This is a genomic window from Streptomyces sp. NPDC058335 (genome assembly GCF_042723915.1).
GTDB lineage: Bacteria > Actinomycetota > Actinomycetes > Streptomycetales > Streptomycetaceae > Streptomyces.
In genome coordinates this window covers 407,755-431,998 of record NZ_JBHXHX010000007.1, presented here as the reverse complement: position 1 = coordinate 431,998, position 24,244 = coordinate 407,755, and the positions used below count along the sequence as shown (strand labels likewise).

At 70.5% G+C, this 24,244-nt stretch carries 19 protein-coding genes; 10 read left to right on the top strand and 9 right to left on the bottom strand.

From position 1 onward, the window contains the following. The first annotated feature begins 53 nt into the window (after positions 1–53). The 3 genes from ACFWJX_RS16760 to ACFWJX_RS16750 all read left to right on the top strand — a co-directional run bounded on the left by ACFWJX_RS16760 (position 54) and on the right by ACFWJX_RS16750 (position 2,925). Positions 54–959: a ComF family protein gene (locus ACFWJX_RS16760; RefSeq protein ID WP_383242934.1), complete on the top strand. Its 906-nt coding sequence runs from the start codon at positions 54–56 to the stop codon at positions 957–959. 315 nt (positions 960–1,274) lie between these two features. Continuing rightward, a complete protein-coding gene (hpf, locus tag ACFWJX_RS16755) occupies positions 1,275–1,967 on the top strand; it encodes a ribosome hibernation-promoting factor, HPF/YfiA family (RefSeq protein WP_383242931.1) in 693 nt (230 codons plus the stop codon). 211 nt (positions 1,968–2,178) lie between these two features. Further along, positions 2,179–2,925, top strand: coding sequence for a response regulator (locus tag ACFWJX_RS16750; protein WP_383242928.1), 747 nt, complete (start codon positions 2,179–2,181; stop codon positions 2,923–2,925). A 37-nt stretch (positions 2,926–2,962) separates the two neighbouring features. Here the strand turns inward: ACFWJX_RS16750 and ACFWJX_RS16745 are convergent, their stop codons facing one another. Beyond that, positions 2,963–4,159, bottom strand: coding sequence for a winged helix-turn-helix domain-containing protein (locus ACFWJX_RS16745; protein WP_383242926.1), 1,197 nt, complete (start codon positions 4,157–4,159; stop codon positions 2,963–2,965). A 63-nt stretch (positions 4,160–4,222) separates the two neighbouring features. Beyond that, positions 4,223–4,813, bottom strand: coding sequence for a GNAT family N-acetyltransferase (locus ACFWJX_RS16740; RefSeq protein WP_383242923.1), 591 nt, complete (start codon positions 4,811–4,813; stop codon positions 4,223–4,225). A gap of 279 nt (positions 4,814–5,092) precedes the next feature. On the opposite strand from ACFWJX_RS16740, the gene secA reads away from it, so the two are divergent. Then, positions 5,093–7,900 (top strand): preprotein translocase subunit SecA, encoded by a 2,808-nt coding sequence (secA, locus tag ACFWJX_RS16735; protein ID WP_383242921.1) that lies wholly within the window; start codon positions 5,093–5,095, stop codon positions 7,898–7,900. A 132-nt stretch (positions 7,901–8,032) separates the two neighbouring features. Here secA and ACFWJX_RS16730 read toward each other — a convergent pair whose 3' ends face one another. Continuing rightward, the gene (locus ACFWJX_RS16730; RefSeq protein WP_383242918.1) at positions 8,033–8,659 is read right to left on the bottom strand and encodes an Rv3235 family protein; all 627 of its coding nucleotides are present in this window, start codon (positions 8,657–8,659) and stop codon (positions 8,033–8,035) included. A gap of 292 nt (positions 8,660–8,951) precedes the next feature. On the opposite strand from ACFWJX_RS16730, the gene ACFWJX_RS16725 reads away from it, so the two are divergent. Both ACFWJX_RS16725 and ACFWJX_RS16720 read left to right on the top strand, forming a co-directional pair. Then, the gene (locus ACFWJX_RS16725; protein ID WP_383242915.1) at positions 8,952–9,470 is read left to right on the top strand and encodes a DUF6912 family protein; all 519 of its coding nucleotides are present in this window, start codon (positions 8,952–8,954) and stop codon (positions 9,468–9,470) included. 158 nt (positions 9,471–9,628) lie between these two features. After that, positions 9,629–10,294 (top strand): HAD family hydrolase, encoded by a 666-nt coding sequence (locus ACFWJX_RS16720; protein WP_383242912.1) that lies wholly within the window; start codon positions 9,629–9,631, stop codon positions 10,292–10,294. Between the two features lie 108 nt (positions 10,295–10,402). Here ACFWJX_RS16720 and ACFWJX_RS16715 read toward each other — a convergent pair whose 3' ends face one another. Continuing rightward, entirely contained in the window at positions 10,403–10,969 is a 567-nt protein-coding gene (locus ACFWJX_RS16715; RefSeq protein WP_383242910.1) for a DJ-1/PfpI family protein, read from the bottom strand. Between the two features lie 606 nt (positions 10,970–11,575). On the opposite strand from ACFWJX_RS16715, the gene ACFWJX_RS16710 reads away from it, so the two are divergent. Further along, positions 11,576–16,531, top strand: coding sequence for an NAD-glutamate dehydrogenase (locus ACFWJX_RS16710; protein ID WP_383242907.1), 4,956 nt, complete (start codon positions 11,576–11,578; stop codon positions 16,529–16,531). Between the two features lie 29 nt (positions 16,532–16,560). On the opposite strand, the gene ACFWJX_RS16705 is transcribed toward ACFWJX_RS16710, so the two are convergent. Both ACFWJX_RS16705 and ACFWJX_RS16700 read right to left on the bottom strand, forming a co-directional pair. After that, positions 16,561–17,394, bottom strand: a complete 834-nt coding sequence (locus ACFWJX_RS16705; protein WP_383242999.1) for an ABC transporter ATP-binding protein — start codon at positions 17,392–17,394, stop codon at positions 16,561–16,563. Between the two features lie 19 nt (positions 17,395–17,413). After that, a complete protein-coding gene (locus tag ACFWJX_RS16700; RefSeq protein ID WP_383242905.1) occupies positions 17,414–18,331 on the bottom strand; it encodes an ABC transporter permease in 918 nt (305 codons plus the stop codon). A gap of 734 nt (positions 18,332–19,065) precedes the next feature. Between ACFWJX_RS16700 and ACFWJX_RS16695 the strand changes: the two genes are divergently transcribed. Both ACFWJX_RS16695 and ACFWJX_RS16690 read left to right on the top strand, forming a co-directional pair. After that, on the top strand, positions 19,066–19,692 hold the full coding sequence (locus tag ACFWJX_RS16695) for a TetR/AcrR family transcriptional regulator (protein ID WP_383242902.1): 627 nt from the start codon (positions 19,066–19,068) through the stop codon (positions 19,690–19,692). 43 nt (positions 19,693–19,735) lie between these two features. Next, positions 19,736–20,380 carry a LuxR C-terminal-related transcriptional regulator gene (locus ACFWJX_RS16690; protein ID WP_383242899.1) on the top strand — a complete coding sequence of 215 codons (645 nt, stop codon included), beginning with the start codon at positions 19,736–19,738 and terminating at the stop codon, positions 20,378–20,380. 28 nt (positions 20,381–20,408) lie between these two features. Here ACFWJX_RS16690 and galE read toward each other — a convergent pair whose 3' ends face one another. Further along, entirely contained in the window at positions 20,409–21,389 is a 981-nt protein-coding gene (gene galE, locus ACFWJX_RS16685; protein WP_383242896.1) for a UDP-glucose 4-epimerase GalE, read from the bottom strand. 209 nt (positions 21,390–21,598) lie between these two features. Then, a complete protein-coding gene (locus ACFWJX_RS16680; protein WP_383242894.1) occupies positions 21,599–22,102 on the bottom strand; it encodes a MarR family winged helix-turn-helix transcriptional regulator in 504 nt (167 codons plus the stop codon). 143 nt (positions 22,103–22,245) lie between these two features. On the opposite strand from ACFWJX_RS16680, the gene ACFWJX_RS16675 reads away from it, so the two are divergent. Continuing rightward, complete coding sequence (locus ACFWJX_RS16675; RefSeq protein WP_086772188.1) at positions 22,246–22,659, top strand: organic hydroperoxide resistance protein; 414 nt, start codon at positions 22,246–22,248, stop codon at positions 22,657–22,659. A gap of 6 nt (positions 22,660–22,665) precedes the next feature. Here the strand turns inward: ACFWJX_RS16675 and ACFWJX_RS16670 are convergent, their stop codons facing one another. Beyond that, entirely contained in the window at positions 22,666–24,225 is a 1,560-nt protein-coding gene (locus ACFWJX_RS16670) for a hypothetical protein (protein WP_383242890.1), read from the bottom strand. Positions 24,226–24,244 lie beyond the last annotated feature (19 nt).

Below are 24,244 nucleotides of genomic sequence, written 5' to 3'. Positions count from 1 at the left end.
GACGTTTTCCACAGGGGTGGCAGGCCCTCACCGTCCTCGGCACAGTGATCCGTGTGGAAAGCGTCCGACGGTGGTGGCACGACCTCTCCGGCCTGGTCCTCCCGGCCGAGTGCGGCGGCTGCGGCACGGCGCGCACGGTGCTCTGTCCCGAGTGCCGCGCCGCGCTCCACGGCAGCACACCCCGCCGGGTACGGCCGGACCCCGAGCCGCCCGGACTGCCCGCCGTGCACGCGGCCGCCCGGTACGCGGACGAGGTACGAGCCGTGCTGCTGGCCCACAAGGAGCGCGGCGCGCTGGCGCTGACGCGACCACTGGGGGCGGCGTTGGCGGGGGCGGTGCGGGTGGGGGTGGGGGAGGTGGGGGAGGGGGAGGGGGAGGGGCCCCCACCCCGAGTGCAAGCCGTTCTCCTCGTCCCCGTCCCCTCCGCCCCCAGAGCCACCCGTTCGCGAGGTCATGATCCCGCCCGGCGGATCGCGTTGGCCGCGGCCTCGGAGTTGCGGGGCGCGGGGGTGCCGGCGCGGGTGGCCGCGGTGTTGCGGCAGCGACGGGTGGTGGCCGATCAGGCAGGGCTCAACTCGCGGCAGCGGCTGGACAATCTGGTCGGCGCGCTGGCGGTGGTGGCCGGTGGCGGGCGGCTGCTCCTCGGCGCGGGTGCGGTGGTTCTCGTCGACGATCTGGTGACGACGGGCGCCTCGCTCGCGGAGGCGGCGCGTGCCGTGCGGGCGGCGGTGGCAGAGGAGCGGGCTGCCGGGGCGTTCGGGCGGGCGAGGTGGGAAGAAGGTGCGACGGCCGTGTACGCGGGCGCTGCTCGGGAAGGCAGAGGGGTACGACCGTCCGGAGCACGGAAGGGAGGCATTGGGCCGGTGCCGGTGCGGCAGATGGGTGCCGTACGGGCGGGTGTGTTGTGTGCGGCCGTCGTCGCGGCACCGCCGGACGCTTTCGAAATAAACCGGAACTGACCGAGGACTTGTGTCGTTGCAGGTAATGAGAGGACGAATTCGCCTGAACGGAGGTACGCGGCGGTAGAGGGTGACGACATCCGTCCGGGCGAGATATGTTCGGTTGTGAGGGAAAGCCGCAGGCCACACCTCTCGAATCCGAATGCCGTGCTGTGGTTCTCGGTAATCACCCGCAGCACCTGGGGTGGAGATCTCGCCCGTGGGGGAGGAGGAGGTGGAAGTCACCGAGTCCGAGGTTCCGGTGCCCACCGGAGCCTGGTGCAAAAGGGAGATGCTCCGCCGCTGATGCGGAGCGATCCGGGAACGGAGTTCTGCGTGGACATCGTCGTCAAGGGCCGCAAGACCGAGGTGCCCGAGCGGTTCCGCAAGCACGTGGCCGAGAAGCTGAACCTGGAGAAGATCCAGAAGCTCGACGGCAAGGTGATGAGCCTCGACGTCGAGGTGTCCAAGGAGCCCAACCCCCGACAGGCCGACCGGTGCGACCGAGTGGAGATCACGCTCCGCTCCCGCGGTCCGGTGATCCGTGCGGAGGCAGCGGCCAGTGACCCGTACGCGGCGCTCGATCTGGCGGCGGAGAAGCTGGACGCCCAGCTGCGCAAGCAGCACGACAAGCGTTACACCCGGCGTGGCTCGCGGCGGATCTCGGCGGCGGAGGTCGCCGACCACGTCCCGGGCGTCGCGACCCTCAGCGGCAACGGCCATCCCGTCCCGTCCGACGAGTCCGCCGGCGTGCCGACGAAGAAGATCGGATCGCTGGAGGTACAGGGCGACGGCCCCCTCGTGGTGCGCGAGAAGACCCACGTGGCCGCCCCGATGACCCTTGACCAGGCTCTCTACGAGATGGAGCTGGTCGGGCACGACTTCTACCTCTTCGTCGACTCCGAGACGAAGGAGCCGAGCGTCGTCTACCGGCGGCATGCCTACGACTACGGCGTGATCCACCTCAACACCGACCCGATGGTCGCTCAGGCGCATGCCCCCGAGGCGGGCGGCGCGCTGGGTGGCTGAACTGATCCCGGCCCCCGGTGACAGCTGAGCAGGTGCCCCTGGAGCGCGTGTGCGCCCCCAGGGGCACCCGTGTGCACCCCATCGAGCGTCGCTCTGTCACCGCGTTGTCGTCCAGGCATGGAATCATGGCGGCAACGGCTCAACCGGTGGGTCGTTGCCTTGCGTTGGCGATGGCACTGGACCACGGCCACAGCCTTCAGGGGGAGGAACGATGGCGGACAGCTTCGGACCGATGCATGACGGGGATGCCGTCGAGGGCGTAGTCGGCATGGGCCCGGACGGGGGCGCTCCCCGCAACGAGCCGATCAGGGTTCTGGTGGTGGACGACCATGCCCTGTTCCGCCGCGGGCTCGAGATCGTGCTTGCCGCGGAGGAGGACATCCAGGTCGTCGGTGAGGCCGGTGACGGGGCGGAGGCCGTGGACAAGGCGGCCGACCTGCTTCCGGACATCGTGCTGATGGACGTACGGATGCCGAAGCGCGGGGGTATCGAGGCGTGCACGTCGATCAAGGAGGTGGCTCCCAGCGCGAAGATCATCATGTTGACGATCAGCGATGAGGAGGCCGATCTCTATGAGGCGATCAAGGCGGGTGCGACGGGTTATCTCCTGAAGGAGATCTCCACGGACGAGGTCGCCACGGCCATTCGCGCGGTGGCGGACGGTCAGTCGCAGATCAGTCCTTCGATGGCGTCGAAACTGCTCACCGAGTTCAAATCGATGATCCAGCGGACCGACGAGCGCAGGCTGGTGCCCGCGCCGCGGTTGACGGACCGTGAGCTGGAAGTGCTCAAACTCGTCGCCACGGGGATGAACAACCGGGACATCGCCAAGGAGTTGTTCATCTCCGAGAACACTGTGAAGAACCACGTGCGGAACATTCTGGAGAAGTTGCAGCTGCACTCCAGGATGGAAGCGGTGGTGTATGCGATGCGGGAGAAGATCCTCGAGATCAGGTAGGCCGGCGGAGGGCGGTCCCGCCGCGGTCGCGTGACGGTCAGGCGAGGGCGCGGGCGAGTTCCTGGGTGAGCGGGGCACGCAGCTCGGGGGCGTCCACGCGCTCCACCCGCACGTCCGTGCAGTCCACCCAGCTCGCCGCTTCGATCAGGGCCCGGGCGACGGCGGGGACGGCCTTGGGGCCGTCCAGGGTGATCTGCCTGGCGACCAGGGTGCGGCCTTCACGGGCGGGGTCGACGCGGCCGACGAGCCGGCCGCCGGCGAGTACAGGCATGGCGAAGTAGCCGTGGATCCGCTTGGGCTTGGGCACGTAGGCCTCCAGGCGGTGGGTGAAGCCGAAGATCCGCTCGGTGCGGGCCCGCTCCCAGATGAGGGAGTCGAACGGGGACAGCAGCGTGGTGCGGTGGCGGCCGCGCGGGGGCGCCACCAGCGCGGCCGGGTCGGCCCAGGCCGGCTTCCCCCAGCCTTCGACGGTGACCGGGACCAGACCGGAGTCGGCGATCACCGCGTCGACCTGTTCGCCCTTGAGCCGGTGGTAGTCGGCGATGTCCGCGCGCGTGCCGACGCCGAGGGAGCGGCCGGCGAGGCCGACCAGGCGGCGCAGGCATTCGGTGTCGTCGAGTTCGTCGTGCAGCAGATCCGCTGGGACCGCGCGTTCGACGAGGTCGTAGACCCGCTTCCAGCCGCGGCGTTCGACGCAGACGACTTCGCCGTACATGAGAGCCCGTTCGACGGCGACCTTGGTGCCGGACCAGTCCCACCATTCGCTGGTCTTCTTGGCGCCGCCCAGTTCGGTGGCCGTGAGTGGGCCCTCGGTGCGGAGCTGCTTGATGACCTGGTCGTAGGTGCCCTCGGGGAGGGTGTGGTTCCAGTGCGGGCGGCTGCGGTAGGCGCGGCGGCGGAAGGCGAAGTGGGGCCACTCCTCGATGGGGAGGATGCACGCGGCGTGGGACCAGTACTCGAAGGCGTGGGGCCGGGCCCCGGACGTGCCGGGGGTGGGCTTCCAGTAGGCGTTCTCGACCGTGGTGCGGCCTACGGCTCCCAGGCGGGCGTACGGGATGAGCTCGTGGGAGCGGGCGAGGACGGAGATGGTGTCGAGTTGGACGGCGCCGAGGTGGCGCAGCACGCCGCGGACGCCGGCCCTGCGGTCGGGGGTGCCGAGGAAGCCCTGGGCGCGCAGGGCGATGCGGCGGGCCTCGTCCGCGGAGAGTTCGGTGGCGGGGGGCGGGGTCGTCATGGTGCGCACGATAGGGGCTGGGTCTGACAGTGGGCGGTGAGCTGCGGGTTCGTTCGCCCGTGCTCAGTCGTGCGCGGGGCCGGGGTGCGGTGGTGCGGGGAGGTACGGCGCCGTCGGGGGCAGGCCCAGGTCCGACGGGAGCAGGGAGGCGACCCAGCAGTCGCGGCGTACGCCCTTGTTGTTGATCGCGGAGCGCAGGGTGCCTTCCATGGTGAAGCCGGCGTGTTCGGCGACCGCGCGGGAGGCGGTGTTGCCGACTTCGGCGCGCCATTCGACGCGGTCGACGGCGAGGTGGGTGAAGGCCCAGCGGGAGGCGGTCAGGGTGGCCTCGGTGGTGTAGCCGCGGCCTCGGTGTTCCTTGGCGGCCCAGAAGCCGACCTCGGCGGTGCCGAGGGAGCGCATGGTGAGGCTGAGGAGGCCGGTGAGGGTGTCGTGGGGGAGGAAGACGCCGAAGGTGAACATCGAGCGGTTCGCCCAGCCTTCGGGGGCGAGTTCCTCGGTGAAGCTGCGGGCGTGTTCGGGGAGGTAGGGGGAGGGGATGGTGGTCCAGCGCTGGATGTCGGGGTCCTGGGCGGCGGCGTGGACCGCGTCGGTGTCCTGGGGGCCGACCGGGCGCAGGACGAGGCGGTCGGTGGCGAGGGTGACGGGCTCCATCGGCCGATTCTGCGCGTGGGGCCGGGGTGGACGCCATGTTTTCGCGGTGTGTGAGCGGGTGATCACAATTCGCGCAATTCGTCTGGCGGGCGCGGCACCATCGGTGGGGCCCGGCCGTTGTGCCTGTGAGGAGAATTTCGGCGCTGTCGTGAGGCAGTGTGCGGTCCGCGTCACAGCAGGCCTCCCGGCGTGGCGGGGTCCTCGCATACGATGGCCGTTGCTCAGTGAGTCAAATGAAACAGACCGTCCCAGGCCCGACCGGCAAGGAGACCAACCCCCGTGTCCGTCCTCTCAAAGATCATGCGTGCAGGCGAAGGCAAGATCCTGCGCAAGCTGCACCGCATCGCGGACCAGGTCAACTCCATCGAAGAGGACTTCGTCGACCTCTCCGACGCCGAGCTGCGGGCCCTCACCGATGAGTACAAGCAGCGGTACGCCGATGGGGAGACGCTGGACGACCTGCTGCCGGAGGCGTTCGCCACGGTGCGTGAGGCCGCCAAGCGTGCCCTGGGTCAGCGTCATTACGACGTGCAGATCATGGGCGGTGCGGCGCTGCACCTCGGTTACGTCGCCGAGATGAAGACCGGTGAGGGCAAGACCCTGGTCGGCACGCTGCCCGCGTATCTGAACGCGCTGTCGGGTGACGGCGTTCACCTGATCACGGTCAACGACTACCTGGCCGAGCGCGACTCCGAGATGATGGGGCGCGTCCACAAGTTCCTGGGTCTGTCCGTCGGTTGCATCCTTGCCAACATGACGCCGGCCCAGCGCCGCGAGCAGTACGGCTTCGACATCACGTACGGCACGAACAACGAGTTCGGCTTCGACTACCTGCGCGACAACATGGCGTGGTCCCAGGACGAGCTCGTGCAACGCGGCCACAACTTCGCGATCGTCGACGAGGTCGACTCCATCCTGGTCGACGAGGCGCGTACGCCGTTGATCATCTCGGGTCCGGCGGACCAGGCGACGAAGTGGTACGGCGACTTCGCCAAGCTGGTCCAGCGCCTCAAGCGCGGCGAGGCGGGCAACCCGCTGAAGGGCCTCGAGGAGACCGGCGACTACGAGGTCGACGAGAAGAAGCGCACGGTCGCCATCCACGAGGCCGGTGTCGCCAAGGTCGAGGACTGGCTGGGCATCGACAACCTCTACGAGTCGGTGAACACGCCTCTGGTGGGCTACCTGAACAACGCCATCAAGGCGAAGGAGCTCTTCAAGAAGGACAAGGACTACGTCGTCATCGACGGCGAGGTCATGATCGTCGACGAGCACACCGGCCGTATCCTCGCGGGCCGCCGCTACAACGAGGGCATGCACCAGGCGATCGAGGCGAAGGAAGGGGTGGACATCAAGGACGAGAACCAGACGCTCGCGACGATCACCCTGCAGAACTTCTTCCGCCTCTACAAGAAGCTGTCCGGCATGACCGGTACGGCGATGACCGAGGCCGCCGAGTTCCACCAGATCTACAAGCTCGGTGTGGTGCCGATCCCGACGAACAAGCCGATGGTGCGCAAGGACCAGTCGGACCTGATCTACCGCACCGAGGTGGCGAAGTTCGACGCGGTCGTCGACGACATCGCGGAGAAGCACGAGAAGGGCCAGCCGATCCTCGTCGGTACGACGTCGGTCGAGAAGTCCGAGTACCTGTCGCAGCAGCTCAGCAAGCGGGGTGTCCAGCACGAGGTGCTGAACGCCAAGCAGCACGACCGTGAGGCACAGATCGTCGCCCAGGCGGGCCGCAAGGGCGCTGTGACGGTGGCCACGAACATGGCCGGTCGTGGTACGGACATCAAGCTGGGCGGCAACCCGGAGGACCTCGCCGAGGCGGAGCTGCGTCAGCGCGGTCTCGACCCGGAGGAGCACATCGAGGAGTGGGCCGCGGCGCTGCCGGCCGCCCTGGAGCGGGCCGAGCAGGCCGTCCGGGCGGAGAAGGAGCAGGTTGAGGAGCTCGGCGGGCTGTACGTGCTGGGCACCGAGCGGCACGAGTCGCGTCGTATCGACAACCAGCTGCGCGGTCGTTCCGGCCGTCAGGGTGACCCGGGCGAGTCCCGTTTCTACCTGTCGCTGGGTGACGACCTGATGCGTCTGTTCAAGGCGCAGATGGTGGAGCGCGTGATGTCCATGGCGAACGTGCCGGACGACGTGCCGATCGAGAACAAGATGGTCACGCGTGCGATCGCGTCCGCGCAGTCGCAGGTCGAGCAGCAGAACTTCGAGACGCGTAAGAACGTCCTGAAGTACGACGAGGTCCTCAACCGTCAGCGTGAGGTCATCTACGGCGAGCGTCGTCGTGTCCTGGAGGGGGAGGACCTGCAGGAGCAGATCCACCACTTCATGGACGACACGATCGACGCGTACGTGTCGGCGGAGACCGCGGAGGGCTTCGCCGAGGACTGGGACCTGGACCGGCTCTGGGGCGCCTTCAAGCAGCTGTACCCGGTGAAGATCACCGTGGACGAGCTGGAGGAGGCGGCCGGTGACCGTGCGGGGCTGACCGCCGAGTTCATCTCCGAGTCCATCAAGGACGACATCCGTGAGCAGTACGAGTCGCGGGAGAAGCAGCTCGGCTCCGAGATCATGCGTGAGCTGGAGCGGCGGGTCGTGCTGTCGGTCCTGGACCGCAAGTGGCGTGAGCACCTCTACGAGATGGACTATCTCCAGGAGGGCATCGGCCTGCGTGCGATGGCGCAGAAGGACCCGCTGGTCGAGTACCAGCGTGAGGGCTTCGACATGTTCTCCGCGATGATGGACGGCATCAAGGAGGAGTCCGTCGGCTACCTGTTCAACCTGGAGGTCCAGGTGGAGCAGCAGGTCGAGGAGGTGCCGGTCGAGGACGCGGCGGCGGTCGACATGGAGAAGCAGGACGTGGTGCCGGCGCAGACGCGTCCGGAGATCCGCGCCAAGGGCCTGGATGCCCCGCAGCGGCGGAACCTGCACTTCTCGGCGCCGACGGTGGACGGCGAGGGGGGCACGGTCGAGGGCGACTTCGAGAACGACGAGGAGCCCGTGCGGTCGGAGGCGGATGGTCTGACGCGCGCGGAGCGGCGTAAGCAGGCGAAGGCCGGGCGTCGTCGTAAGAAGTAGTGGGCAGCAGGAGTAGTCGGCAGCAGGGGTGGCCGGCGGCGTTTGGTCGTCTGCGTTTGTAGTCGTCGTTCGAGGGCCGGATCACCCGAGGGTGGTCCGGCCCTTCGGCGTTCGTGGGGTGTGAGGTGGTGCTCAGCCGTTGCCGGTGTGGGGGCCGCGGGGGCCGCCGAGTTCTACCGCGGTGCAGCGCCAGCGGCGGTCGGTGCCGAGTTCCAGGCGGAAGGCCATGGCGCGCAGGCGGTCGCCGGCGCTGATGCGGGCGAAGACCTCCAGGGCGCCGGGGCGGGCGACGTAGTAGCCGATGTCGCGCACGACGGGGTGGAAGCCACGGGTGGTGCGCAGGGGGCCGCGTTCGGCGAGGTGCGCCAGGTCGTCGTAGGCGCGGCCGGCGGTGTGGCGGAGCATGGAGTGGACGGGGCGGCGGCCGCTGAGGACCGCGAGGAGGCGGTCGGCGAAGAGGTCCGTGGTGCTGGGCCGTCCGGGCCGGGCGAGGGGCCTGCGGGGGCTCTGGGCGGGGACGCTGGGGGTCGTGACAGGCGTGGCGGTGAGGGGTGTGCCGGTGGTCGGGGGACGGTTGTCGGCGGGGCGGGTGCGGGCGGAGGCGGTGCCCGGTGAGCCGGGCGGGCGGCCGCCGGCGGGCGCGGGGCGGGTCCCGCCGGTGGGGACGCGGGGCGGGGCGCCGGCGGGGCGGCGGGTGTCGCCGCGGCCCGGAGGGCGGCTGCCGGGGGTGCGCTGCGTCCTCGTCATGACCTTGTTCATGGGTGTCCCCGTTCGCTGGGCCCGGCCGACATCGCCTACCAGGCGGTAACTTGTGTTGTGGATCTTGTACGGGGTTGCGGTACGTGACGGCAAGTGAGCGCAGTGTGGTGACGGAGGGCCGGGTGGCTTCACCTATCAGGATGGTGCGGGAGGCGAAAAGTGCAGGCAGGCGCGGTGTGAGGGGTGAATTCCGAGGCCTGAGGTGGACGCCTTGGAGGGCCTCGGCAGGGACTCGAAAGGGGACGCCCGCACGTATCCTGGAGGCCCTTCGACCACGAAAGAGCGGTCCACCATGCGCGTCTACGTCCCCCTGACCCTCCCCGGTCTCGCCGAGGCGCACAAAACGGGAGAGCTGGGGCCGGCCGGGCCGCTCGTCGCATACGCGGTCACGCCCGCGCTGCGCGAGTGGTACGTCTCCGAGGACATCGAGGAGCTGGAGTACGCGGCCCTCGGCCGGGCGGCGCTCGCCTCGCTGCGGCTGCTGGCGGCGGACCCGGCCGCGCCGCGGCGGCGCGTGGTGGTCGCCGTCGACGTACCGGACGGCGCGGCCACGGCCGATCCCGACCGCGCCCTGGAGCCTGCCGCGCTCGGCGAGGTCCGGGTGAGCGGGCCCGTGCGGCTGGCCAAGGCGGCCGCCGTGCACGCCGACGCCGACGACGCGGAGGCGGACGTCACCGCTGCGGCCGAGGCGCTGCCGGAGGCGGACGCCGGGGATGACGACGCCCAGTTCCTGGTGGACGGCGCCGAGGACCACGAGCTGCTGTGGTTCGCCCCGCAGGAGATCGCCGGCCTGGTGGGATCGGGCGGCTGAGGGCGCCGCCGCGGCGGGCGGTCGCCTGGAGTGGTGGGCGGTCGCCTGGCCTGGTGGGCTCAGGACCTCATGGCGCTGGTGTCCCGGCCGGCCCTGCGGCCCCGCGCCGTGCTGTCCTGTTCTCCTCGTTGTCAGTGGGGGCGGGTACGTTTGCGGGTATGGGGAAGCAGGCTGGGGCGCACATCGTCTGGGACTGGAACGGCACGCTGTTCCACGACAACGACGCCATCATCGGAGCGACGAACGCGGCGTTCGTCGAGTTGGGGCTGGAGCCGATCACGCTCGAGCGGTACCGGGCGCTGTACTGCGTGCCGGTGCCCAAGTTCTATGAGCGGCTGCTGGGGAGACTGCCCACCGACGCCGAGTGGCAGGTCATGGACGAGGTCTTCCACCGGTACTACGCCGAACACCGGGTGCGGTGCGGCCTGACCACCGGGGCGGCGGAACTGCTCGCCGGGTGGCGGTCGGCGGGGCGCAGCCAGTCCCTGCTGAGCATGTACGTGCACGACGAGCTGGTTCCGCTGGTCCGCGGCTTCGGGATCGAGCCGTACTTCCTCCGGGTCGACGGGCGGACCGGGCCGTCCGGGGGCAGCAAGGCCGAGCACATGGTGCGCCATCTGGAGACCCTGACCGAGGTCGACACGGAGCGCACCGTGGTGATCGGCGACGCCGCCGACGACGCGGTGGCGGCGCTGCACGTGGGGGCGCGGGCCGTGCTGTACACCGGGGGATCGCACAGCCGGGCCAGCCTCGAGGGGGTCGGCGTGCCCGTGGTGGACACCCTCCAGGAGGCCGTCGAGACGGCCGAGCGGCTGGCCGCGTGACGCCGGATACGCCGTGACGCCGGATACGCCGTGACGCCGGATACGCCGTGCCCGCGGGTGCGGCGTCGGCAAGGACGCCGCACCGCCGGGCCTGGCCGGGGGGCGGGGTCAGCTCACCGGTGCCTTCGTGCGCAGCACCTTCAGGAACTCGCGCATCCACGCCGGGTGGTCCGGCCACGCCCTGGAGGAGACCAGCGTGCCGTCGACGACCGCCTCCGTGTCCTGGAAGGTCGCGCCGGCGGCCTGCATGTCGAGTTCCAGTGCCGGATACGCCGTGACGCGGCGGCCCGTCAGGCCGTCCACCGCGGCCGTCAGCAGCGGGCCGTGGCAGATCTGGGCGACCGGCTTGTCCGTGTCGAAGAAGGACTTGAGGATCTTGCGCAGCTCGGGGTCGTTGCGCAGGTACTCGGGCGCGCGGCCGCCGGGGATCACGACGGCGGCGTACTCGCCGGGGTCCACCTCGGAGAAGGCGAGGTCGGCGGGCCAGGTGTAGCCGGGTTTCTCGGTGTAGGTGTCGAAGCCGGGTTCGAAGTCGTGGACGACGAAACGGAGCTGTTTGCGGGCGGGGGCGGCGATGTGGACCTCGTAGCCCTCCTCGCGCAGACGCTGGTAGGGGTAGAGGACTTCCAGGGACTCCGCTGCGTCGCCGGTGACGATGAGGATCTTCGTGGTCATGTCGGGCGGCTCCTCTCGGGCGGGCGCTCTCCACGGGCAACCTGCCTCTTGCGGGCGCCCCTGCCAAGAGGTGGGTCGCCTTCAAGCGTGCCCGGGGCCGGGGCGGGCGTCGACTTTTCGCCCTCCTTCGGGCTTTTGCGCGCCCCGTTCCCCTTCACACACCACCCCCCTCCGCACAGCTGTGCAGAACGTCAAACTTCCACCCCCGGTTTTGTACACATACGGCTCATGACGGGCCCCCGGTGAGGAGCGATAGCCTTGGTGGCGTGATCAGCGCGATAGCTCGCGGGGGTGCGGTTGCCCCTGCCCCGCGCCCGGTGTGTGCGGACGACATCCGCAGCCGGGCGTCAGTCGCCGATCCTCGCGGGCGGGACGGGGCCACCAGGGCCCCCAGGACGCCGCACACACCCCATGAGCAGGCGACGCGGAGAGCAGCGTCACACCTGCGGGGCACGTCGGGAATGGTCGATATCCCCCCGCCCCTCTCATCCTGCGGCATAGCGTCGGAGCAGCCCGGAGACCCCGGGCCGTGGCGTCGAGCCGCAGGGGAAGAGACCGTACTTCCTTCTACGTCACGCAACGGCGCGCGACAGGAGCCAGAGGACAATGCAGACCAAGCTGGACGAAGCCAAGGCCGAGCTGCTCGAACGGGCGGCCCGGGTCGCTGAGAACAGTCCGGTCGGGGGGCACCTACCGACTGGGACGACGGGCGAGGGCGGTCCGGGGATCCCGGGTGCACCGGACCACGAGTCCGTGCTCTCGTTCCTCCAGCGCTACTACCTGCACACCGCCCCGGAGGACCTCACCGACCGCGACCCGGTCGACGTCTTCGGAGCCGCTTTCTCGCACTACCGGCTGGCCGAGAACCGGCCCCAGGGCACCGCGAACGTACGCGTCCACACGCCGACCGTCGAGGAGAACGGCTGGACGTGCAGCCACTCCGTCGTCGAGGTCGTCACCGACGACATGCCGTTCCTCGTGGACTCCGTGACGAACGAGCTGACCCGGCAGGGCCGCGGGATCCACCTCGTCATCCACCCGCAGGTCGTCGTCCGCCGGGATGTCACCGGCAGGCTCATCGAGGTGCTCAGGACGCCCCCGGCCGCCGCCGACCTGCCGCACGACGCGCACATCGAATCCTGGATCCACGTCGAGACGGACCGCGAGAGCGACCGCGCCGATCTCAAGCAGATCACCGCCGACCTGCTGCGCGTCCTGTCCGACGCCCGCGAGGCCGTCGAGGACTGGGAGAAGATGCGCGACGCCGCCCTGCGGATCGCCGACGACCTGCCGCGCGAGCCCGTGCCCGGCGACCTGGCCTCCCCCGACGTCGAGGAGGCCCGTGAGCTGCTGCGCTGGCTGGCCGACAACCACTTCACCTTCCTCGGCTACCGCGAGTACCAGCTGCGCGAGGACGACTCCCTCGCCGCCGTCCCCGGCACCGGGCTCGGCATCCTGCGCTCCGACCCGCATCACGCCGACGGCGACCCCCACCCCGTCAGTCCCTCCTTCGAGCGGCTCCCGGCGGACGTCCGTGCCAAGGCGCGCGAGCACAAGCTGCTCATCCTGACCAAGGCCAACAGCCGGGCGACCGTGCACCGGCCGTCGTACCTGGACTACATCGGGGTCAAGAAGTTCGACGCCGAGGGGAACGTCGTCGGTGAGCGCCGCTTCCTCGGACTGTTCTCCTCCGCCGCCTACACCGAGTCCGTGCTGCGCGTCCCGGTCGTGCGGCGCAAGGTCGACCAGGTGCTGAAGGGCGCAGGCTTCTCGCCCAACAGCCACGACGGGCGCGACCTGCTCCAGATCATGGAGACCTACCCGCGCGACGAGCTGTTCCAGACGCCGGTCGACGAACTGCGCGCCATCGTCACGTCCGTGCTCTACCTCCAGGAGCGGCGCCGGCTGCGGCTCTACCTGCGCCAGGACGAGTACGGCCGCTACTACTCCGCCCTCGTCTACCTGCCCCGCGACCGCTACACCACCGGCGTCCGGCTGCGGATCATCGACATCCTCAAGGAGGAACTGGGCGGCACCAGCGTCGACTTCACCGCCTGGAACACCGAGTCGATCCTCTCCCGTCTGCACTTCGTCGTCCGGGTCCCGCAGGGCACCGAGCTGCCGGAGCTGTCCGACAGCGACAAGGAACGCATCGAAGCGCGGCTCGTCGAGGCGGCCCGCTCCTGGGCCGACGCCTTCCAGGACGCGCTCAACGCCGAACTCGGCGAGGAGCGGACGGCGGAGCTGCTGCGCCGCTACAACAACGCCTTCCCCGAGGGCTACAAGGCCGACCACACCCCGCGCTCCGCGGTCGCCGACCTCGTCCACATCGAGCGGCTCACGGAGGAGCAGAGCTTCTCGCTCAGCCTGTACGAGCCGGTGGGCGCCGCCCCCGACGAGCGCCGTTTCAAGATCTACCGCAAGGGCGACGCGATCTCCCTGTCGGCGGTGCTCCCGGTGCTCAACCGCCTCGGCGTCGAGGTCATCGACGAGCGGCCGTACGAACTGCGCTGCTCGGACCGCAGTGTCGCCTGGATCTACGACTTCGGCCTGCGGCTGCCGAAGTCGCTGGGCGGCGGCACCGGCGACCGCCTCGGTGACGACGGGCGGGAGCGGTTCCAGGAGGCGTTCGCCGCCACCTGGACCGGCAAGGCGGAGAACGACAGCTTCAACGCCCTCGTGCTGAGTGCCGGGCTCACCTGGCGGCAGGCGATGGTGCTGCGGGCGTACGCGAAGTACCTGCGCCAGGCCGGTTCCACCTTCAGCCAGGACTACATGGAGGACACCCTCCGCACGAACGTCCACACCACCCGGCTGCTCGTCTCGCTGTTCGAGGCGCGGATGTCACCCGACCGGCAGCGCGCCGGGCTCGAGATCGTCGACGCCCTCCTGGAGGAGCTGGACGCCGCCCTCGACCAGGTGGCCTCCCTCGACGAGGACCGGATCCTGCGGTCCTTCCTCACCGTCATCAAGGCGACCCTGCGCACCAACTTCTTCCAGCACACCGCGGGCGGCGCCCCGCACGACTACGTGTCCATGAAGTTCGACCCGCAGGCCATCCCCGACCTGCCGGCGCCGCGCCCCGCGTTCGAGATCTGGGTGTACTCGCCGCAGGTGGAGGGCGTGCACCTGCGGTTCGGGAAGGTCGCGCGCGGTGGTCTGCGCTGGTCCGACCGGCGTGAGGACTTCCGCACCGAGGTCCTCGGCCTGGTCAAGGCGCAGATGGTGAAGAACACCGTCATCGTGCCGGTCGGCGCGAAGGGCGGCTTCGTCGCCAAGCAGCTGCCGGACCCGGCCGTCGACCGGGACGCGTGGCTCGCCGAGGGCATCGCCAGCTACAAGACGTTCATCTCGGCGCTGCTCGACATCACCGACAACATGGTCGCCGGGGAGGTCGTGCCGCCGGCCGACGTCGTCCGGCACGACGAGGACGACACCTATCTGGTGGTCGCCGCCGACAAGGGCACGGCGACGTTCTCCGACATCGCCAACGAGGTCGCCCAGTCCTACGACTTCTGGCTCGGCGACGCCTTCGCCTCCGGCGGTTCCGCGGGCTACGACCACAAGGCGATGGGCATCACCGCGCGCGGCGCCTGGGAGTCCGTGAAGCGGCACTTCCGCGAGCTGGGTGTGAACACGCAGGTCGAGGACTTCACCGTCGTCGGCATCGGTGACATGTCCGGTGACGTGTTCGGCAACGGCATGCTGCTCTCCGAGCACATCCGGCTCGTCGCCGCCTTCGACCACCGGCACATCTTCATCGACCCCGAGCCGGACGCGGCGACCTCCTACGCCGAGCGCCGCCGCCTCTTCGAGCTGCCCCGCTCCAGCTGGGCCGACTACGACACCGCGCTGCTCTCGGCGGGCGGTGGCGTCTTCCCGCGCACGGCGAAGGCGATCCCCGTCAACGCGCACATCCGGGCGGCCCTCGGCATCGAGGAGAAGGTCGCCAAGGTGACCCCGGCCGACCTGATGAAGGCCATCCTCAAGGCGCCGGTGGACCTGCTGTGGAACGGCGGCATCGGCACGTACGTGAAGTCGTCGGCGGAGTCGAACGCCGACGTCGGCGACAAGGCCAACGACGCCATCCGCGTCGACGGCGCCGACCTGCGCGCCAGGGTCGTCGGCGAGGGCGGCAACCTGGGCCTGACCCAGCTCGGCCGGATCGAGTACGCGCGCGCCGGCGGCAAGATCAACACCGATGCCATCGACAACAGCGCCGGCGTGGACACCTCCGACCACGAGGTGAACATCAAGATCCTGCTCAACGGCCTGGTCACCGACGGTGACATGACGGTCAAGCAGCGCAACAAGCTGCTCGCCGAGATGACCGACGAGGTGGGCCGGCTCGTCCTGCGCAACAACTACGCGCAGAACACCGCCATCGCGAACGCCCTCGCCCAGTCTAAGGACATGCTCCACGCCCAGCAGCGCTTCATGCGCCACCTGGTGCGTGAAGGGCACCTCGACCGGGCGCTGGAGTTCCTGCCCACCGACCGGCAGATCCGTGAGCGCCTCGGCACCGGCCACGGCCTGACCGGGCCGGAGACGGCCGTCCTCATGGCGTACACGAAGATCACGGTGTCGGACGAGCTGCTGCACACCTCGCTGCCCGAGGACCCCTACCTGCGCGGACTGCTGTACTCGTACTTCCCGACCGCCCTGCGCGAGCGGTTCGCCGAACAGATCGAGAACCACCCGCTGCGCCGCGAGATCACCACGACGGTCCTGGTCAACGACACCGTCAACACCGGCGGTACGACCTACCTGCACCGTCTGCGGGAGGAGACCGGCGCCTCGCTGGAGGAGATCGTGCGGGCGCAGACCGCGGCGCGGGCGATCTTCCGCTCGGCGCCCGTGTGGGACGCGGTCGAGGCCCTCGACAACCAGGTCGAGGCCGCCGTCCAGACCCGCATCCGGCTGCACTCGCGCCGGCTGGTCGAGCGCGGCACGCGCTGGCTGCTCAACAACCGGCCGCAGCCGGTGGAACTCGCCGAGACCGTCGACTTCTTCGCCGACCGTGTCGAGCAGGTCTGGGGACAGCTGACGAAGCTGCTGCGCGGCGCGGACCTGGAGTGGTGGCAGCAGATCTCCGACGAGCTGACCGGCTCCGGCGTGCCCCACGAGGTCGCGGGCCGGGTCGCCGGGTTCTCGTCGGTGTTCCCGGCGCTCGACATCGTGTCGGTGGCCGACCGGATGGGCCGGGACCCGCTGGACGTCGCCGAGGTGTACTACGACCTCGCCGACCGGCTGCACATCACCCAGCTCATGGACCGCATCATCGAGCTGCCCCGGGCCGACCGCTGGCAGTCCATGGCCCGTGCCTCCATCCGCGAGGACCTGTACGCGGCCCACGCGGCGCTCACCGCGGACGTCCTGGCCGCCGGCAACGGCACCTCGACGCCCGAGCAGCGCTTCAAGGCGTGGGAGGAGAAGAACGCGGCGATCCTGGGCCGGGCGCGGACCACGCTGGAGGAGATCCAGGGCTCGGAGACCTTCGACCTGGCCAACCTGTCGGTGGCGATGCGCACCATGCGGACGCTGCTGCGGACGCACTCGTAGGACGGGGGACGGGGGTGCCGCGCCGGGCGTCAGGCCTTCGCCGCCGGGCGCGGCTTCTTCTTCGGCTCGGTGAACGCCTCGTACTCCTTGAGGACCTCTTCGGTCGGGCCGTCCATGCGCAGCTCGCCGCGCTCCAGCCACAGGACCCGCTCGCAGGTCTCGCGGATCGAGCTGTTGCTGTGGCTGACCAGGAAGACGGTGCCGGCGTGCTCGCGCATGGCGCGGATGCGGTCCGCCGACCGCTGCCGGAACTTCGCGTCACCGGTGGCCAGCGCCTCGTCGATGAGGAGGACGTCGTGGTCCTTGGCGGCGGCGATGGAGAACCGCAGCCGCGAGCCCATGCCGGAGGAGTAGGTGCGCATGGGCAGGGAGATGAAGTCGCCCTTCTCGTTGATGCCGGAGAAGTCGACGATCTCCTGGTAGCGCTCCTTGATCTGCTCCCGGGTCATGCCCATGGCCAGGCCGCCGAGGTGGACGTTGCGCTCGCCGGTCAGATCGCTCATCAGGGCCGCGTTGACGCCCAGGAGGGACGGCTGGCCGTCGGTGTAGATCTTGCCGTTCTCCACCGGCAGCAGACCCGCGACCGCCTTGAGCAGCGTCGACTTGCCCGAGCCGTTGGTGCCGATCAGGCCGATGGCCTCGCCCTTGTACGCCACGAAGGTGACGTTCCTGACGGCGTGCACCGTGCGGACGCCCGACGCCTTCTCGGTCTTCTTGCGGCGCACGATGCGATTCAGGGCGGCGGTGGCGGAACCGCGGCCTCCGGTGGTGCCGTTGACGCGGTAGACGATGTCGACGCGGTCGGCGATGACGGTGGGGATCCGCTCGCCGGCGATACCGGTGTCGGTGGTGACGTCGTTGATGTCGGTGAGCGTTGCGTTGTCAGCCACGGCCGTACGTCTCCTCAGCCTTCCAGAAGTAGATGAAGCCTCCGACGCCCGCCAGCAGCGCCCAGCCGACCGCGGTCGCCCACACGTGCGGCGGGAGGTTGTCGGCGTGGAAACTGTCGATCAGGGCGAACCGCATCAGGTCGATGTAGACGGCCGTCGGGTTGGCCCGCAGCACGTCGGCGACCCAGGTGGGCAGATCGCTGTGCTTGCTGAGCAGGATGTCGATGCTCCACATCACACCCGAGATGTACATCCACGTGCGCAGGACGAACGGCATCAGCTGGGCGATGTCGGGGGTCTTCGCGCCGAGCCGCGCCAGGATCATCGAGACGCCCGCGTTGAAGGTGAACTGGAGCAGCAGCACCGGGACCGCGAGCAGCCAGGAGAGGGCCGGCGGAACCCCCACGACGAGCAGGATCATCACCAGGGCGGCCATCGAGAACAGCAGCTGTTGCAACTGCTGGAGACAGAACGAGAGCGGCAGCGCGGCCCGGGGGAAGTGCAGCGCCCGCACCAGGCCGATGTTGCCCGAGATCGCCTTGGTGCCCGCCATGATCGAACTCTGCGTGAACGTCCAGATGAACACCCCCGTCACCAGGAAGGGGATGTAGTCCGGCACGTTCTTCTTGGTCTGGAGCAGCACGCCGAAGATGAAGTAGTACACGGCCGCGTTCAGCAGCGGGGTCATCACCTGCCAGACCTGGCCCAGTTTCGCCTGGCTGTACTGCGAGGTGAGCTTGGCCGTGGCGAACGCGGTGATGAAGTGCCGGCGCGCCCACAGCTGGCGGATGTAGTCGGGCAGGGAGGGGCGGGCGCCGCTGACCGTGAGGCCGTGCCGGGCCGCGAGGGCCGCGAGGTCTTCATGGGCCTCGGCCCGCGCCTGGGGCGGTGTGTGGAGGACCTGACTCACATCCGCTGCTTTCACTCGGGGGGTGGGGGTGCGCGTGTCCGGTTCCCCCGCCGTCGGCCCGCGTTTCCTTACGCTTCTCATCACGTTTTCTTACGTCGGGACGGCACCGTATCGTCGCAACGTGAGCGTAGGCCGATTGGGCGTCGGAACGCAACCGTTTCGTCGTCACGACGGCGCCGGTTCGTTGCGGCGGTGAGACCGTACCGACGCGGCAACGAGACCGGGGCGACGTCGGGACGATACCGTTCCGTCGCGACGATGGGCGGGCGGCGGCAGGGCGGGCGGCACGGCGGCGGCCCGGTCGCGGTTGAGGTGGACGGATTGTCGAAGGAGATCGCCGCGCGCATCCCGTCGGAGAGCTGACCCACGCCGGCCGCCATCCCTGTGCGGGTGTCCAGGCGCGGGTGCTGGTGTGGCGGACGGTGGTGCCCCCTGCGTGCATGACGGGGGCCATGCACCACTGGCAGAGCGGGCTGCCGCCGCGGCCGTACTCGTGCGTCTTGCGCCGGCAGGTCGCACAGGGGGCCGACCTGGCTGCCCAGGCGGACCAGCGCGGACGGGTCGGGCTCGTTGACCGGTGGCGGGGCGGTGGCGGGACGACGGCAGGGCAGCGGCACGGCGGCGGCAGGGCGGCGGCTCCGAACCGGCGTGGCGACGGAACCGTTTCGTCGCGACGGCATGCCGTATTGCGTAGGGACGAGTCCGTATCGTCGTCACGCCCTATGCTGGTCCGCATGACGACGAACGCCGACGGGCCCCAGACGCGTCCTCGCCGCCGGACCCCCGCGGGAGCGGCCGTCCTGCGTGAGGATGTGACGGAGGCCATCCGGGCGGCCGTGTTCGAGGAGCTCGCGACCGTCGGCTATGCGCGGATGTCCATCGAGGGCATCGCCCGCCGCGCGGGCGTGGGCAAGACCGCCGTGTACCGGCGCTGGCGCTCCAAGCTGCACCTCGTCCTGGACATCGTCTCGGCGATCGCCGTACAGGGCCTGCCCGCCCCGGAGACGGGCAGCCTCGAAGGCGATCTGCGGGTGCTGTACGAGGTGACGTCACGGGCGCTGAGGCATCCGATTGCCTCGCAGATCATCCCGGACCTCCAGGCCGAGGCGGCCCGTAACCCGGAGATCGCCGAGGCGATGCAGAAGGCGCTGCGGGACGGGCAGGAGGGCGTCGCCCTGAAGATCGTGGCGGCGGCGACGCAGCGCGGCGAGGTGCGCGGGGAACTGGACGACGAACTGGCCCTCGATCTGATCTCCGGTCCGCTTTACTGGCGTTCGGTGGTGATCCGCAGCCCGAAGCTGCCCAAGGGGTATCTGGGCGCGCTGGCGCGGGCCACCGCGGAAGCGATCAAGGCGCTCTGAGCGGAGGGCGCCGCGGCACGCCGTGACCGGAGTCGAGGGTGGCATGAGAGTCGTGTTGGCCGAGGACAACGCCCTGCTGAGGGAGGGTCTTGTCCTGCTGCTGACGTCCGCCGGACACGAGGTGCCGGCTGTCGCCGGCTCCGGCCCGGAGATCCTTCCGGCGCTGCTCGAGCACCGGCCGGACGTGGCCGTCCTGGACGTGCGGATGCCGCCCGGCTTCCGCGACGAGGGGCTGCGCGCCGCCCTGGAGGCAAGGAAGCGCATCCCGGGCCTGCCGGTGCTGGTGCTGTCCCAGTACGTCGAGGAGTCCTACGCCGCCGAGCTGCTCGGCGGTGGCGCGAGCGGGGTCGGCTATCTGCTGAAGGACCGGGTCGGCCGGGTGGACGAGTTCCTCGACGCCCTGGAGCGGATCGCCTCCGGCGGCACGGTGCTGGACCCGGAGGTCGTCACCGAGCTGATGTCCCGCCGCGAGGACTCGCCGCTGGACCTGCTCACCCCGCGGGAGCGCGAGGTGCTCGGGCTCATGGCCGAGGGTCGCGACAACACCACCATCGCCACGACCCTCGTCATCACCGAACGCTCGGTGAGCAAGCACATCGGCAACGTCTTCCTGAAGCTGGGCCTCCCGCAGAGCGACAGCGGCCACCGCAGGGTGCTGGCGGTGCTGGCCTACTTGAACAACGCGTAGGCGAGTCCCGCCGGCCCTCTGCGAGCCGCTACGCCAGGGCCGCCTCGGGATGCGTGCGTACCCAGCCCTCCCAGGCCGAGGCGATCATGTCTTGGACGTCGAGCTTGGCCTTCCAGCCGAGTTCGACGGCGATGCGGTCGGCGGAGGCGACCACACGGGCCGGGTCGCCGGGGCGCCGCGGGGTGACCGTGGGGGGCCGGTCGTAGCCGGTGACGGCGTTGACACGGTCGATCATCTCGCGGACGGAGACGCCCTCCCCGCGGCCGATGTTGAGCGTGAGGCCCTGCCCGGAGGAGGCCTGGAGGGCGTGCGCGGCGGCGACGTGTGCCTCCGCCAGGTCGACCACGTGGATGTAGTCCCGCACGCAGGTGCCGTCGGGCGTGGGGTAGTCGTCGCCGAAGATGCGGGGCGCCGCGTCCTGGGTGAGGCGCTCGAAGACCATGGGGACCAGGTTGAACACGCCGGTGTCGGCCAGTTCGGGGCTCGCCGCGCCTGCCACGTTGAAGTAGCGCAGCGAGGCCGTGGACAGGCCCGTGGCCCGGCCGGTCGCGCGGACCAGCCACTCCCCGGCCAGCTTCGTCTCGCCGTACGGGGAGATCGGCACGCAGGGCGTGTCCTCCGTGACCAGGTCGACGTCCGGCATGCCGTAGACGGCGGCCGAGGAGGAGAACACGAACGACGGGACCCCGGCGTCGGTGACCGCTTCCAGGAGGACCCGCAGCCCCTCCACGTTCTCCCGGTAGTAGTGCAGGGGCAGGTGCACCGACTCACCGACCTGCTTCTTCGCCGCCAGGTGGACGACCCCCGTGACGGCGTGCTCGGCGAGGGCGCGGGAGACCAGCGGACCGTCCAGCGTCGAGCCCACCACGAGCGGCACCCCGGCGGGCACCCGCTCGGCGACGCCGGTGGACAGGTCGTCGTACACCACCGCACGCTCGCCCGCCTCGGTCATCGCCCGTACGACGTGCGCCCCGATGTAGCCGGCGCCGCCCGTGATCAGCCAGGTCATGTCCTGATCTCCCCCTCGTCGGTGAGTGGTGCGTCTGCCTCGTGCTCGGAGTGGTGGGTTTCATGGGAAAAAACCCGCAATGGACCCGCATGGGGGTCGTCTCACAGTGAAGCAGGCGCCGGGCTCTCCCGCAGGGCCTGTGGACAACCGCGGAGCCTGTGGAAAACACCCTCCGCCACCGGTCGTCCCCCGGTCACCGGCCGCCCCGCTCACCGCGCGTCGCCCAGCTCCTCCTGCAGGGCGGCCGCGTCCAGCGCGGTGGTGAGCCGGTCGAGGCGTTCCCGCAGCTCGCCGATCTCCTCCAGGTCCAGGTTGGTCGCGGCGACGATCCGGTGCGGCACCCGCACCGCACGCTCACGCAGGGCGGTGCCCTCCTCGGTCAGCCGGACCTCCACCGAGCGCTCGTCGCGGGCACTGCGCTCGCGCCGCACCAGGCCGGCCGACTCCAGCCGCTTCAGCAGCGGCGAGAGCGTGCCGGAGTCGAGGCGCAGGTGCTCGCCCAGTTTCTTGACGGCCAGGTCGCCCTGCTCCCAGAGGACCAGCATCACCAGGTACTGGGGGTAGGTCAGCCCGAGGTCCTTCAGGATCACGCGGTAGACGCCGTTGAAGGCGCGCGAGGCGGCCTGGAGGGAGAAGCAGATCTGGCTGTCCAGGCGGAGCCAGTTCTCCTCTGGGCCGGCAGCGGCGGCAGCGGGGGTCGACATCGGGGTCATGCCTCCAGGGTAGCTCCTGCGGGCCATTTAGTTGTGCACAACTAAATTGTGTGCTCTACTCGTCGTCGTGAGGCCGCCCGGACGCCAACAGCGTGAGGGCGGGCCACTCCCGAACACAGTCTTCCGAGAGGGATGGTTCATCCATGGACGCGCTCTACACCGCAGTCGCCACCGCCACCCACGGCCGCGAGGGCCGCACCGTCTCCTCCGACGGCAAGATCGACCTCGGCCTGGCCATGCCGGTGGAACTGGGCGGCAACGGTCAGGGCACCAACCCGGAGCAGCTCTTCGCCGCCGGGTACGCGGCCTGTTTCGGCAGCGCCCTCGGCCTGGTCGGCCGCCAGGCGAAGGTCGACCTGTCCGACGCCGCCGTGACCGCAGAGGTCGGCATAGGCAAGCAGGGCGAGGGCTTCGGCCTCAAGGTCGCCCTCCGCGTCGAGCTGCCCGAGAGCGTGGACGAGGCGACCGGCCGCAAGCTGGTCGAGCAGGCCCACCAGGTCTGCCCGTACTCCAACGCCACCCGCGGCAACATCGAGGTCGACCTCGTCATCGAGTAGCCGTCGTCACGGACCGACCCGCGCCAGCACCTCTCCCGTCCCCCGGCTCCACGCCACCACCACGGCCTCCTCGGGCACCGGGTGCCAGCGCGTGAGCAGCAGCCAGCGGACGTGATGGCGGCGGACGATCGCCGACCGCTCGGCGCGGGTCGATTCCGGAGCGAGATAGGCGCGCACGTCCGCGAGCCGCCGCAGCCGCTCCCGCTCGTCCAGGGCCGCGTCCGGCCAGGCGGGAGCGGCGAGGTTCGGCCCGTACCCGGCGATCATGTGGACGGCGTAGTACCCGTCGGCGATCACCACCTCGCCGGGCGCCATGTACCGCGCGGCCCAGTCGTACGACGGCCAGTGCGGCGGCTGGGCGAAGCCGACCGGGTCCACCGCGCGCGGGACCACCGCCCCGGCCTGCACGGTGAGGAAGCCGACGCAGGCCGCGACCGCCGTGACCGCCGCCAGCACCCGCCGCCCCGCGCCCCAGGGGCGGGGCGCCGCCAGTTCCACGGCGAGCGCGAACTGGAGCGGCACCAGCGTGAGCCCGAGGATCCGCCCGTAGGTGTAGTGGCCGCTGACCCAGCCGTACGCCACCACCAGGCAGTCCAGGGCGAACATCAGCACGAGCGGATCGCGGACGCCGTTCCTGCGGCCCCGCAGCCACAGCGCCGGTACGCCCAGCAGTGCCAGCCAGAAATGCCCGGCGAGCCCCTCGTACAGCCGCCGGTGCATCGCGTCGACGCTGCCGTCGCCGGCCAGCGCGAACACGTCGAAGTACGGCCATGCGAGGCCGACCAGCAGGGCCGTCATGCCCGTGAGGGCCCAGCGCAGCACCACTGCCGGGCGCCGTCCGCGCTGCCGGCCCGCCACGAAGGCCACGCCCCCGGTCGCCGCCGCGACCGCCGTGATCGGGTGCACCAGCAGGACGACGCCGTAGAGCGCGCCGAGCGCCGTGTACCCGGCGAAGCCGCGCAGCCCGTTCGGGCCCACGAACCGCACCGCCCGCGCGTCACGCGCGCGGGTGCCCGTCCATGCCCACGCCCAGAAGGCGAGCCCGATGGCGAAGGTCGACGGATAGCCGAGGTTCCCGGTCATCGACATCAGCCCGAGATAGCCGCTCCACCAGGCCCGTTCCGTGCCCCACAGCAGGGTCATCGCCGCCAGCGCCAGCACCGGCGCCCACGGGCGCGGTGTGAGCACGCGCGTGAAGCGGCCGATGCCGGTCAGCAGCACGGCCAGGTTCACCGGCCCGGCGACCCGCAGCACGTCCCAGCCCGACAGCCCGGTCAGCCGCGCGAACACGCCCTGCGCCACCGCGTACGGCGAGTAGTAGGGGCTGCCCGCACCCGGCAGGTCGCCCGTCGGATGGCGCGGGGCGAGCAGGTCGGCCCGCAGTCGCTCGACGACCGCCGCGTGCTGCCCGGCGTCGCAGCACAGCGGCACCCGCCAGTACGCCAGCGACATGACCAGCCAGAACAGGAACCCGAAGACCTGGTAAGGGCTCGGACGCCACCCACGCCCGCCGTACAGCGCCGTCGCGCCGCGTGCGGGACGCCGGGTGAGGACGCCGACGCTCATCGAACCGGAACAAAGAGGG